Here is a 14,655-nt window from a genome sequence, read left to right on the forward strand (position 1 = left end):
TATCACCAGCATACACCTGCCAGACAGCATTACCACGATGGGCTATAAAGTCTTTGGAGGATGCAGCAATCTTGAGAGTGCCAATTATCCGGTAAACTGGGTAAACAGTCCCAGTGGAAACGGATCGAACAGCTATGAATATGGAAATGTATTTTCCGGCTGTCCGAAACTGACCGAGATAGAGATTCCAGAAGGAGTAAAGGTAATCGCGCCCCACAGTTTTGCAAACTTAACCACACTAACCAGTGTAACGTTGCCATCAAGCCTGACCGAAATCGGTGCATACGCATTCGCAGGAGCAACCGGTCTTACAGAAGTAACGTTTCCTTCCAATACCAAGACGATAAGAGATTATGCATTTGCCGACTGCGCAGGTTTAAAGGACATTTACATTCCAGATTCCACTACTGATATCAGGAAAGCTGTATTCGAAAACTGCCCACAGCTGACGATACATTGCAGTTATTATTCTATGGCAACCATATATGCCATTGAAAATAATATTCCATTTGAGCAAATAGGAACTTATACGGACAGCGCCGAAACCGTCCTGGATCGTTCAGACACCAGCTATTACGGAGACTTCGGAAGTGCCACAGCCAATGGATATGTGGCCATGACAGTACGCTATAACATAAAAGACACATGGAAATCCGCAGTAAGCGACCTGAATGTGAAGCTGGTTCTTCCTTCCAACGGAGAGCTTGACGAATCCACATTAAAGGTGGATGGGGAGTTATGCCAGAACTATAATTTAAAGGACAGGACACTGACCATTCCTGTGAGCGGTACCTCTGGAATTATCCGTTTCAGTATCAAAGCACAGAGTCAGTCGGCAGCACGCAGCTACGCTATTTTGAACTACAAAAAGAACAGAAACTCCAGCCAGGAAATCATCGGTGTACTGAATGAAAGCATTAATCTGTTCACCATAGATGCACCAGATGTTGTATCAAAGCCAACCGTAAATGTTTCCGGTATGGCAAATGCCGGTGGAACTGTTACCCTGCTTGTGAATGAGAAAGAACAGCAGACAGTCCAGGTATCAAAGGCCGGCTTATGGTCTGCCGTTCTTACACTGGAAAATCCTTCCAACTATGAGACATATAAGATCAAAGCACTTTGCACACAGGCAGATGGTACAACAGAAACAAGGACTGTCGCAGTCACCTATAATGAAGGAGAACCCTCAATCGAGTCCTTCAAAATGTACTATAATGAGCATGACAAAATAAAATCCTACGATCTGACAAAGACAGACGGAGTAACACCTTTGGTGTATTATCTTCCGAAAAGCAAATTTGACTATGAGCTTACCTTTGAAAACCCGGAACAGATAAAGACTCTGTATGTTACAAGCACCAGAAACAACCAGACCAAATATCTGAAAGCAACCTATGAACCAGAAAAAAATGCATTTGTAACAGACGGATATTTCGATGAATCGGATCACAACTATGTTCCTGGCGTGATCAGCTATGAATATAACAAAACAGTTCCAGAAGTAAAAATGGGACAGGATTTTGACTGGGAGGCTTTGCAGAAAGGACTTCCGGAAGGTGCAGAAAAGGATATTACGGTAAGGAAAAATACAGCAACCGATTATGACGCAACCATTGATCTCAGTAAATTCGGGGAGGATCTGAAAGATGTAGGACTGGATGTCACCATCAGCGTGTTTGACGAGAGCAACGGTTCCAGTATGGGAACATGGAAGGGATTGATCGACGAAGCCAATAAAGATATGGGTTATCTGATCCCGGGGTATGATGACAGCAAGTATATCTGCAACCTGGATTATTCCGACAAAGGCACCTGGTATATGCTGGTAAAGGATGTTACCGGAAATAAATACATTGGATTTATGCTGGACACTGCTACTGAAAATGCCGGGAATCTGGATCAGTACTGGACACTTTCCCAGATTTCCTCCCACCTGTCAACAATAAATAAGGGAGCGTCCATGTTATATCAGAACTATCAGATTGAGAAAGACATGGATGAGCTGAGAAAAGATGTACTGGCTTCCGGCGGTCACTATTCTGACCAGGAATTAAAGGAGAAATTGAAAGCTGTGGATAATCTGGAGAGTGACCAGAAAATGTTTATGATCATGACAGCGATGATTCCACTGGTCGTAGCAGGAGGAGCGATGGGCGCAGGCCCGGTAATTGCGCTGACTGCCATATTGGGAACGATTACAGCAGCTTCCTCATTATTCTGGGATATCAGAAAAGCAGATATTAAAGGGGAAAAATTCAAGCTTCGTTTTGTAGTAGATCCAAGCGGCTATGTGTTTGATCTTTCCACAGGAGAGAGAATTGAGGATGTTACCGTAACAGCTTACTGGATTCCATATGATGAATCTGATGATTTCTGGAATAAAACGCCGTCCCCATCCGAGTATGGAACGAAATGGAATGCGGGGGAGTATAACCAGTACAATCCTCTTCAGACAAATGCAGACGGAAAATATGCATGGGATGTTCCGGAAGGCTGGTGGAGAGTAAAATACGAGAAAGAGGGATATGAAACTACATGGAGTGACTGGATGACCGTTCCGCCTCTTCGAACCGAAGTGAATATCGGTATGGTATCGCAGACAAAACCGTCGGTAGAGCACAGCTGGGATAACGGAACGGTAGTCATAGCAGCGACTTGTACTTCCACAGGAATTATCAGCTATGAGTGCACGGACTGCCATATTACCAGAACAGAGGTTTTACCGGTGAATCCGGACGCCCACAGCTGGGATAACGGAAATGTGACAAAGGAAGCCACCTGTACTGAGGAAGGTATCAGAACCTTTACCTGTGTGAACTGCAGACAGACCAGAACCGAGAAGCTGCCCGCGAAGGGACATGGGGAAACAGAGGTCAGAGGGAAAAAAGCAGCAACCTGTGCAAGTGAAGGCTATACAGGCGACACTTATTGTAAGACCTGCGGAACCAGATTAAGCGGCGGTGAAACAATCGCGAAGACAGAACATACCTGGGGAGAATGGGAAAAGACATCAGATGCTACCGTATTTGCAGCTCAGAAAGAGAAAAGAATCTGTAAGATCTGCCAGACCACAGAAGAAAGAGACAATGGAAATCCGCTGACTTCCAAAATGATACTTACAGCCTCCAGCTTGAAAATGAAAATAAAACAGACCACAAAAGTGCTCAAGATTTCCGGCATGGAGAGTGGGGACTATGTAGCATCTGTGGTTTCAGGCAACAGTAAGCTTCTGAAAGTAAGCTCCTACACCAAAGACGGTGCAGTTACGCTGAAGGCTCAGAAGAAAACAGGAAAGACGAAACTTACAGTGACTCTGGCTGGCGGTGCAGTAAAAACTGTGAATGTTACCATCCAGAAGGGAACTGTGAAAACCACCAAAATTTCAGGTGTACCGAAGAAAATCACCTTAAAGAAAGGGAAGAAACAGACCCTGGCACCGGTTCTGGCACCGATCACAACCCAGCAGAAAGTGACCTACACCACATCTAACAAGAAAGTCTGCACTGTGACAAAAGGTGGTGTAATTACAGCGAAGAAAAAAGGTACTGCAAAAGTTACGGTACGCTCCGGCAGAAAAAAGGTGGTTATTACAGTCAAAGTGTGGTAAGCTGCAAGAGCGCGAAGCGGGATACGCCTACTGAAAGAAGATAAAATATACCGTAAAGCGGGACGTGCAGATTGTAAGAATGATTAAGGGGCAGACTTTAGAACTGCCAATGTTACAGGATGTATGATGCCTCTGATAAACTGCCGTGTCTGATATGTTTAAGAAACATATTGAACACGGCAGTTTTTTTCAAACAGGATAACTGTTTAGTATCTTCACACTGCCTTCTGGATAGTTGTCAAACAGGTTGTGCTGTGCATAAAAAAAGCAATCTTGTGCATAAAAACCGTAACCTTTCCCACCATTATTGTCTCAAAAATTCAATTATGATATTCTTTTTATGAGAAAAAAAGAGCACTTTTCCAGCTTTTGAAAATTTGCTGGTGCTATTCAGAGCCACGAAGCGTGTTGCTGTGAACGGAGTAAACAGTAACCCAAATGGATTTTTGAACAGTTATAATTGCCGAAAAAATAAGGGGGAATGAAAGAGTGAAAAAACAAATTTCAAAATGTGTGAAAATGCTGTTCCTTGGCATTATCATGTGCCTGGGTATGGCGCTTAGCGTGCATGCAGAAGGCTCAGGACAGTTTTTCCAGTTCGACGGCGAAAAGTGGAACAAGGAAGAATTTTCCTGGACAGACAGTCAGGGGCAGATCTGGTATGCCCATGAATATGGAACAAATGGAGAAGCTATTATCAGCGCAGTAACCGAGGCTGTTATGGAACTGCAGGTTCCGTCATATGTGTATAAGGATGGTGTGGCGAAGAAGGTAATTGGAATCGGTAAGTATTTTCCGGATTCAGAATATGATAACACATGGGACCGGTTTAGCTGTTTCTATTACGATGGAAAGTATGGCAACGGAACGCTGTATAAGTTGATTCTTCCGGATACACTCTGCTATGTGATGCCCAATGCATTTTCAACAAGTGGCAGCTGGTTTGACGGACTGGCAGCCGTTCAGCTGCCGCAGAATCCACGGCTTGTAATTGGAGAAAGTGCGTTTTATGGGGATAAGAATCTTCAAATCGTGCATTTTAATGACGCAGTAGGCGGTGCACAGCCTGTAAAAATCGAGAAGCAGGCATTTGGTAACTGTCCGAAACTGGAAGAGATAACATTGCCGCCAACAGGGGCTTATAACGAGATTGATAAAGAAGCTTTTTACAGTTATGGAGAATGTAACCTGAAAAGAATTTACAATGCCCCATCCGAGCTGGAACTGGGCTGGGATCAGTATTGTGCCGATGTTGAGGAGGTTTCTTTTGCAGAAGGACTTACATATGTCGATGGAATTTCGACTATTGTAGCTTATGAATGGAATGAGGATGGAAGTCCCTCGAGTGGACGGGGAGAAAACATTAAAACACTGAAAAAAGTAACGTTGCCCTCCACACTGAAGGAAATTGGCTGGGACGCATTTAAGGATAACAAGAACCTTACTTACATCAATCTCCCGGAGGGCTTAACCACTATTGGAAGTTATGCTTTTGCAGGCTGTACAGCGCTTACAGGATTTACTTCTCTTCCGGCAAGCGTAAGCGGAGGTATCGGAGAAGGTGCATTTATGGGCTGCAAGAACCTCCATCTTGAAAATGTATATATTCATGGAACTGACAGCCTGAAATATCAGTTCACCGACAGTGGAATTGTAAGTATCCGCATTGGTGCTGATGTAAAATATACAGTTGGTGCAATGTTCAAGGGCTGCACAAGCTTAAAAGAAATCACAGTTGACGCAGGACATCCGTACCTTTCTTCCCAGGACGGTGTGCTTTACAGTAAGGTTTATAAAAGCAGCGGAGGGGAAGTGGCTGGCAGCAGTATTTTCACCTATCCTGCAGGAAAAAGCTGGGCAGGAAGCTATACACTTCCGTCAGATGTAGTATTGTTAGGCGGTTTTGCATTTGATTCCTGTAAATTTACAGAGATTCACATTCCGGCCCGTGTACTGGATCTGGATTATGACTCTATGGCTTCTATAGGAGATACGAACACATATTATGCCTTTGATTCTATCAAAGACAGCTGTAAATTATACGTTGTAAAAAATTCTTATGTGGACAATTACTTTAATACACGTTATCATTTTTATTATGAAAATGGTGATGTGCTTCCAATCAGTTATGATCTGGCTGGCGGAACAAATGACAGCTCCAACCCATCCACTTTCACAGGTGGAAACAGTATTGAGCTGAAAGCGCCTACACGAAGCGGTTATACCTTTACCGGATGGACGACAGTAGATGCGGATGAAGAAGTAAATTCTTCCGGTTCTTACACACCATCAATGGGTGAACTGGTAAGCGGTGTTAAACTGACTGCAAACTGGAAAAAGAACCCAGATCCTACCAAGGCACCAGAACCGACGAAAACCCCGGCGGCAGAGCCGACAAAAGCTCCGAATGCAGAGCCGACCAAGGCTCCATCTGCTCCGGAACCGACGAAGACTCCGAACGCTTCTGATAATAATCAGAACACTGTAATTCCATCCAAGCTTCCGAAGCTTACCGGAACCAAGGCCACCAATGTACTTACCGATGGTGCCAAGATTTCCTGGAAGCGGATTGCAAGAGCAACCGGATATCAGATCACAATTTCCACTGACAAGAAATTCAAGAAAAATGTAAAGAATTACATTGTTGAGGAAAATAAAAACAATGAACTGATCTACGGTTTGAAATCTGGAAAGACCTATTATGTAAAAGTAAGAGCAGTCGCACAGGGCGGCGGCAAGAAGGTTACTGGAAAGTATAGCAAGGCTGTTAAGTTTACAACTTATGTTGTGCCGAAGGTAAAGAAGATCAGTGTAAAGAATAACAAGAAGGGCACGATCACCATTACGGCGTCCAAGGTAAAAGGTGCTGCCGGATATGCGTTTGTGGTTACCGCAGATTCCAATCTTTACGATATTGTGGACATCAAGGAATCCAAAAAGAATACGGTAACTGTGAAGAACCTGACGAAGGGACATACCTATTATATACGTGCGTGTGCATATAAGCTGAACAAGCAGAAACAGAAGGTGTTTGGCGTGTACGCAAAGAAAGCTAAGATTACAATCAAAAAATAAGAAATCAGTTGTTGTATTTAGTTACCTGCAAAAAGTGCTGCTGGTCAGGTGACCAGCAGACAGTAATAAAAAAGGAACTGTGTTTACAACCGGAGAGAACGTGACATGAAAAAAGATGAGCAGACAAATGTGTTGCTTTCGCTGAAAAACTTATATCGGTTGTTTACCGTGAAAGATTATCCGGTCTATTCTACCGGAATTCTGGGAGAAAAAAGTAAAAAAGGTCTGACTCTGGTCAGATTCTGGGATGAATATCTTCTCTATGAGTGGAAAAGCACCAGACACGGAAAAATGATTTTTCGAAAGGATGGAAGCCAGAACCGTTATCATTCGGAATTTTGTAATCGCAAGGAAAGCTTTCCCTTGTATCATATATACATAGAGGAAGTGCTGGAAGGTCTGAATGCGGAGACATTTGGCAGCCAGGTATTGATTTTTGAAAAGTTCCTGAAAGAAAAAAATTATAATCATTCTGTGTTTGTGCAGAAGCTGAGAAAATTTCTGGGCATGGTCATGGAGTCAGATCCATGGCTGTCCAGAGAGTGTGGGGAAAAGCTGATCTTCTGGATCGGTTACATAGAGAAAAAACAGAAGGATTTTTCCCAGTCCTTTGGGGATGCCTGGTTGTTTACCCTGCTTAGTCTGCACGCGATGGCGGGGCCGGAAATATCCGGGGCAAAAATGGAACTGGTAAGAAACCGTGAAGACTTAAAGCCGGAATATATCTGGAGCTGTATTTATCAGGAATCCGTGGAAACCAGGCAGAGTTTTCTCACCTTGCGAAACTGTGAATTGTTCCGGAAATCTGTGAAAGCCAGCCATTTCTTTGGCAGAGAAGAAGAGTTATATGACTTGAAAGAGATGTTCTTCAATTCCGGAAAGTATCTGATTTCCGGAATTGGAGGAATTGGAAAAACAGAACTTATGCGTCAGCTTGTGAGCTGGATGGAGCAGGAAGAAGTGAAGTGCCGGATCGCAGCTGTTCAGTATGAGGAGAATCTGGCGGTCAGCTTTTCCAGAAGTTTTCTGAATCTTACTGGTGAGAGCGTGGAAGAAAGATTTCACGAAAGTATCTATCACCTGTCAGAAGAGCATCAGGAAAAAACAGTGCTTTTTCTGGATAATATGAACCATACGGAAGAGGAAGATCCTTACCTGTCAGAACTGAAAGATCTGCCGTGCACCATATTTGTTACTTCACGTCAGAAACATCTGGATGGGTTTACTACATTTGGCATAAAGGCACCGCAAAAGAGTGCCTTAAGTTTGATTTTTCGTGACAATTACAACAAAATACTTTCCAGAGAGGAAAAAAACCGGCTGAGTCGTTTGCTGGAAAAAGAGATTTTTCAGCATCCTCTGACATTGAAGCTTCTTGGAAAAGCGGGAACCTACTATTTCGGAAATTGGGATTATCTGGAAGAAGAGCTGCAGAATAACTGGAATGATGTTGCAGAAGAGTCCGGACTCATTGATATGTACCGTGGGCTGTACAAACTGGCTGATATTGGAGAAACAGGAAGCCAGCTGGCAAGGATGTTCGCGCTTCTGCCTTATCAGGAAATTGACCGGAATTTTACTGTGATGTTTTTCCAGGGATTTTTGAAGAAAAACGAAACTCTGGGAGAGGCGCTTGGCAGACTGGTGAAATTCGGCTGGCTGGAAGATACGGGAAATGGTTACCGTATGCATCCTGTAATTGCAGAGAGTCTGTGTACAAAGGATTTTTCAGAAGCAGAGTTTCAGTCATTCTGGGAGCGGGCACAGAAGTGCTTTTTCCCGAAACAGGCACCGAAAGATGAGGATCCTCGTATGGAGGAAATTGCGTGGCTTGTCTTCCAGGGAATTTCCAGAGTGCAGGGAGCGGTCAGTGACCAGCTTGTGGCACTGGCGTCAGAGGCTGCCCGATATCTGGAGCTGCCTGTTCCTATGTGCGAGAAAATCCGGAAACTGGAAAAAAGATGTGCACAGATTTCCAATGAGACGAAGTTTATGGTAGCGTGTCTGACAGAGACAAAACCTGAACAAAACGAAGAATATATAGAACTCTTCCGCGAACAGCTGAAAAAGAGAACGCTATCATCGGAATGGATGTTGTTTGCTATAAGTGATTTTTGCAATGGGTTGGAGCAGAGCAGTAATTATGAGTGTTACCGGGAGATCTGTGATTTAATTTTTCAACAGAAGGATAATATTGATTATAAAATTGGATATGTGCTTTTGCAGACGAATATGCAGATGTTGAAGCTTAATGTGAAAAAGGCTGAAATGTGGGCAGAACGTGGAATCCTTATGTGTGTACAATGGGGGCATAGCCAGAGAATACTGGATTTTCTTTATCAAAAAGCAGAATGTCATATGTTTCTTCAGGAAAAAGAAAAGCTGGCAGATTGTCTGGAAAAAATAGAGCAGATACAACAGATACAAAGAAAGCGTCAGGGTGAGAGTGAGTTTGCAATATGGCAGCTTCGTGGTCAGCTTGCAGCTATGGATCAGAATATGGAAGAAGCCGCCTATTGTATGGAACAAGCAACGGAAAGGTGCAAAATGTACTGTGGTGAGAAAAATCAGATATATTCTGCCATGTCAGAGGAACTGGCACGAATGTACAATGCCGCCGGACGAAGGGAAGAGTCGTTGGCATGTCATCTTGCGGTTCGCAATCAGCTGCTTAAGAATGGCTATCGTGAGGGCTCTATACTTCTGATGGTGGACAACAATATGAGTGTAGTCTACCTGGACTTGGGAAGACCGGAAGAAGCGATCCCATATCTGACAGAGGCGCTGGAGCTTACGAAGGAAAATGGACTTGTAGGTTCGGCAGTTGCAGAGCCTACCTGGAATCTGGCACGCGTTTACCGTGCACTTGGAGATGAAGAAAAAGAAGATATATATCTGAAAGCCGCCGTTGAAGGCTTCCGGGAATGCTATCCGCCGGAGCATCCCAAGCGGATCGCAGCTGAACAGAGACTGAAAGAACGCCAGGGGGAATGAACCTGGCGTTCTTTCTGCTTTTATGGAAAGATGTGCGGCGGTATACTTAAAGCTGACTACAACTAATCCTATTGACATACTAGGATACTTTATAGTAACATAAATCAAAATCGTCCCAGCTCTTTGCGCGAAGGATATTTTTTGTCTGAAAGGAAAGATGGAGCTGGGGAGAGACTAAATTTACCGCCGCAGGAGGATAATCATATGAGCGAAATCACTGCAACCAAAGAGCAGCAGAATAAATACGAAGCTTTAAAAGAATACTTACGCAGTCTGGGAAGTGTGGCTGTGGCTTTTTCAAGCGGGGTGGACTCTACGTTTCTTTTGAAAACAGCACACGATGTGCTGGGGGATAAATGTATCGCGATTACTGCCATGTCCTGTTCTTTCCCGAAGAGAGAACTGGAAGAGGCGAAGACCTTCTGTGAGAAGGAAGGAATCCGCCACATTACAGTAGAGTCTGAAGAACTGGAAATTGAGGGCTTCTGCCAGAACCCGACTAACCGTTGCTATATCTGCAAGAAAGAATTATTTGAGAAAATCTGGGACATTGCCACAAAAGAGGGATTGAATGCAGTGGCAGAGGGTTCCAACATGGACGACAATGGTGATTACAGACCTGGTTTACAGGCTGTTGCAGAGCTGGGGGTGAAGAGCCCGCTGCGCCAAAGCGAATTGTATAAAGCGGACATCCGTGCCCTGTCCAAAGATCTTGGCCTTCCCACCTGGGAGAAACAATCCTTCGCCTGTCTTTCTTCCCGTTTTGTATACGGTGAGACTATCACGAAGGAGAAACTTGGTATGGTAGACAAGGCAGAACAGCTTCTTCTGGATCTGGGATTTCATCAGCTTCGTGTGCGTATTCATGGTACATTGGCACGAATTGAAGTATTGCCAGATGAACTCCAGAAAGTCCTGGAGAACCGCAACCAGATCGTGAAAGCATTCAAAGAATACGGCTTCACATACGTGACCATGGATCTTCAGGGATACCGAATGGGAAGTATGAATGAGACATTGAAGAAATAGTTTTCGACTTATGAATTATCGTCTATACTATGCTGTTAGTTAATTGTTTTAAATGCTGTTTTGCTTTATCATTAAATCAATCGTCTGACAAATTTTGGGAGGGAGTATGCTGCGGGCTCATTTGCAGAATAGCAGGTTATCCATTTTGGGGAAGCGTTTAGTGTTATACAGCAGATATCAATGGAAAAATCTTTGCCTCTGGAGTGTGTTTGAAAGGACGAAAAAAAGAATAGCGAGGTAAAGCGTATGAGAAACAGACGACTGGCACTGGCTGCAGCATTGCTGCTGGCAATCACAAGTGCAGACGGAGCAGCACTGGCAGTAAGTGGAGCTGATTTTTCTTCTGAGGAAGTAGCGGAAGCAGTTTTTGACGAAGTGGAGAATGAGGGTCTGGACAATCAGGATGAGGTTCAGGAACAGGTTCAGACTCCGGAGATGGATCAGGTGGAGGATCAGTCATCCGAGGATTCATTCTCAGATGCGTCTGGCATGGAAGCAGCTGCAGAATGGCAGAATGAGGAAGCGGCAACAGCAGACGAAGCCCTGGTTTTTTCAGATGGAGAAGACACAGGAATTACCTACACCTTGTCAGATGATGGGAAACTGGTAATTTCCGGAACTGGAAGCATCGCAGATGATGCATTTGCTGGCAACACTAAAATAACAAGCGTGGTTATCTCTGAAGGAGTGACCGGCATTGGTTCCGGTGCATTTACCGGCTGCACCAATCTGACAAGTGTGACAATTCCAGAAGGCGTAACAACCATAGATGGTATGACATTTGGCAATTGTACCAGTCTGACAAGTGTAACCATTCCGGGAACGGTAACCTCAATAGAAGTTCAGGCATTCTGGAACTGCAGCAGTTTGACAAGCATAACTATTCCTGCAAGCGTAACGAGCATCGGAAGCGGTGTATTCCAGGGCTGTACCAGCTTGACAAGTGTAAAGCTTTCAGAAGGCCTGACCAGAATTGGAGATCAGACTTTTGGCAGATGTAATGCGTTGGAAACCATAGAAATCCCGGCAAGTTTGACATCTATAGGAAATGATGCGTTTAAAAACTGTGCCAAGCTGAGAAGTATCCGCTGCTATGCAAATAGCAGCACGTGGCAGCCCAGATACATTTGTGATTTAAATACAACCGTATATTACAGCTACAATCCGAACCATACCCATTCCTACAAGTCACATGTGATAAAAATGAGTGGCTGTACCTATTCGGGATCTGAAGAAGAAATCTGTGAATTTTGCGGTGATTACTATACAAAAGAAACACCGGCACTTGGTCATGACTGGAACCGTGGGGAAACAACAGAAGATGCTTCCTGTGAAAGTGACGGAGAAAAAACTTATACCTGCAGAAGATGTGGTGACAAAAAGAAAGAGACAATTCCAGCAACCGGACATAGCTGGGTAAGGTCATGGCATGAAGATGCAACCTGTACAGATGACGGAGTCGATGAATACACCTGCAGATATTGCGATACGGAAAAGAGAACTACAATAAAAGCAACCGGACATAAATTTTCTGCATGGGCAGTAACACAGGAAGCAACTGTGGATGAGGAAGAAGTCCAGACACGTACCTGCAGTGCATGCGGTGAGCAGGAAACAAAAATTACCCGGGACAGACTGCAGCCAACAATGAAATTGAATCAGTCCAGTATTGTGCTGAAGACCGGACAGAAGACGAAGTGTCTGAAAGTAACCGGGCTTGCAAAGGGAGATTTCATTTCCACCTGGAGTACGGATAACTGGAGTATTGCAGATGTATCTGTTAGTTCAGATGGAACCTGTAACATTACCGCCGGTAAAACTACAGGCAAAACCCGTATTCACATATACCTGAACAGCGGATATGAAAAGTCTGTTACCGTAAAAGTCCAGAAAACCGCTGTAAAAACCACAAAGATCAAAGGTGTGCCGAAAACACTGAAATTAAAGAAAAATCAGAAATATTCCCTGAAACCGGTTTTAAAACCAGTAACAAGCAAAGAAAAAATCACCTACAAATCCAGCTCCTCCAAGGTGGTAAAGGTAGATTCCAAGGGCAGAATTACTGCAAAGAAAAAAGGAACAGCCGTAATTACGGTGAAAGCAGGGAAGAAAACAGTTAAGTGTAAGGTGACTGTGAAATAACGTATATTTTGAAAGGACAGGAATGAAATATTTTCTGTCCTTTTTCATGAATATTTATTGATTCTTTTTCTCACATTTCCTATAATAAGCCTATGTGTTATAAATTTACCCATGTGACATGTAAAAACGCCGGAAAGGATATTGTATCCCGTAGAAGTCAGCGATGCATTTTACCTGTTGCAGGGGCTTTTTGTTTTGAAGATTTGGGATTTCAAACACGCTCTGGTCTGCCATGGCAGCAGGTCTTTGGACAGTGTTGCAGACAGAAGTATATATTGAGTTAAGCTGCGGTATCAGGTGCCGTGAGGGAGTAAAAGAGTATGAAGAAAAAATGTGTGGCAATGATGTTAATCGCAATAATGACCGCATCTTTAGCTGGCTGTGGAAGCAGCAAGGACGGAAGCGGTAAATCTGTAAAGCTGGATTCGGATCACCCGGTGTCCCTGACGATCTGGCATTATTACAACGGTGCCCAACAGGCAATGTTTGACACCCTTGTAAAGGAATTTAATGCCTCCGTTGGAAAAGAGGAGGGTATCTACGTGGAGAGCTACAGTCAGGGTTCCGTATCCGACCTTGAGGAAGCAGTCAACAGCTCTTTGAACGGAGAAGTAGGAGCAGAAGAACTGCCGGATATTTTTTCTTCCTATTCTGATACTGCTTACGCAGTACAGCAGCAGGATAAGCTGGCAGACCTTTCCGTGTATTTTACAGAAGATGAGTTGTCCAGGTATGTAGATTCCTACATCCAGGAGGGCTATTTTAACCAGGATGGCGCTTTATATCTTTTCCCAGTTGCCAAATCCACAGAGATCACCATGATCAATAAGACTGACTGGGAGCCTTTTGCAGAAGCCACTGGAACTACAGTGGAGGAACTTGCCACTACAGAAGGTATTGCAGAGGTTGCACAGCGCTACTATGAGTGGACGGATGAGCAGACCCCGGATGTGCCGGACGATGGAAAAGCATTCTACGGCAGAGACTCCATGTCCAACTATTTTATCATTGGCATGAAGCAGATGGGAAAGGAAATTTTCCAGGTGAAAGATGGAAAAATGACCTTAAACACAGACGAAGATCTGATCCGCCGCCTTTGGGATAATTACTATGTACCATATATGAAGGGCTATTTCGCATCTCTTGGAAAATTCCGTTCCGATGATGTGAAGACAGGAGATATTCTTGCATACACGGGCTCCACATCTTCTGCCGTATACTTCCCGGATACCGTGGAAATAGGGAATAAAAGCTATCCGATTGATTACATCGTATGTGATTCTCCGGTTATGGAGGGCGGCGAGAACATAAAAGTTCAGCAAGGTGCCGGAATGGCAGTGACCAAGTCTGATGAGGAACATGAGTATGCTGCAAGTGTATTCCTGAAATGGTTCACACAGAAGAACCAGAACCTGCGCTTTGTATGCGAATCCTCCTATATGCCGGTTCTGAAAGAAGCCAACAGCGTAGACGCACTGGATTCCGTTATTAAAGAGAATAATATAGAAGTCAACCAGAAGGTTTACGATTGTTTTACAACGGAAATGGAAGACTTTGATAAAACAAGTTTCTATACAATTGGAGCCTTTGACAATAGCTACAGTGCCCGTAAGATCCTGGATTATTCTCTGGCTGACAAGGCAAAGGCTGATAAAGATGCCATGGACGATGCAATCGCAGACGGAGAGAGCCGGGAAGAGGCTCTTGCACAGTATCTGACAGATGAGAATTTCCAGAGCTGGTATACAGAATTCTGCCATAGCCTGGAGTGTATTTGAAAAAACATTCAAAGTGGTTTTTTAGAC

The 14,655-nt window shown here is 44.0% G+C and carries 6 protein-coding genes; all 6 read left to right on the forward strand.

Annotation, left to right across the window (positions count from 1 at the left end):
• Positions 1-37: 37 nt before the first annotated feature.
• The 6 genes from LIZ66_RS02590 (at position 38) to LIZ66_RS02615 (ending at position 14,628) form a co-directional block, all read left to right on the forward strand.
• Entirely contained in the window at positions 38-3,610 is a 3,573-nt protein-coding gene (locus tag LIZ66_RS02590) for a leucine-rich repeat protein (protein WP_264467142.1), read from the forward strand.
• A 489-nt stretch (positions 3,611-4,099) separates the two neighbouring features.
• Positions 4,100-6,685 (forward strand): leucine-rich repeat protein, encoded by a 2,586-nt coding sequence (locus tag LIZ66_RS02595; protein WP_227200129.1) that lies wholly within the window; start codon positions 4,100-4,102, stop codon positions 6,683-6,685.
• Positions 6,686-6,790: 105 nt separating this feature from the next.
• Positions 6,791-9,679 carry a tetratricopeptide repeat protein gene (locus LIZ66_RS02600; protein WP_227200127.1) on the forward strand — a complete coding sequence of 963 codons (2,889 nt, stop codon included), beginning with the start codon at positions 6,791-6,793 and terminating at the stop codon, positions 9,677-9,679.
• 204 nt (positions 9,680-9,883) lie between these two features.
• Complete coding sequence (gene larE / locus LIZ66_RS02605) at positions 9,884-10,708, forward strand: ATP-dependent sacrificial sulfur transferase LarE (protein ID WP_227200125.1); 825 nt, start codon at positions 9,884-9,886, stop codon at positions 10,706-10,708.
• Positions 10,709-10,954: 246 nt separating this feature from the next.
• Entirely contained in the window at positions 10,955-12,850 is a 1,896-nt protein-coding gene (locus LIZ66_RS02610) for a leucine-rich repeat domain-containing protein (RefSeq protein WP_227200123.1), read from the forward strand.
• Between the two features lie 320 nt (positions 12,851-13,170).
• The gene (locus tag LIZ66_RS02615; protein ID WP_227200121.1) at positions 13,171-14,628 is read left to right on the forward strand and encodes an ABC transporter substrate-binding protein; all 1,458 of its coding nucleotides are present in this window, start codon (positions 13,171-13,173) and stop codon (positions 14,626-14,628) included.
• Positions 14,629-14,655 lie beyond the last annotated feature (27 nt).

Origin of the sequence: Blautia faecis (assembly GCF_020554845.1) — a bacterium.
GTDB classification, from domain to species: Bacteria; Bacillota; Clostridia; order Lachnospirales; family Lachnospiraceae; genus Blautia_A; species Blautia_A faecis.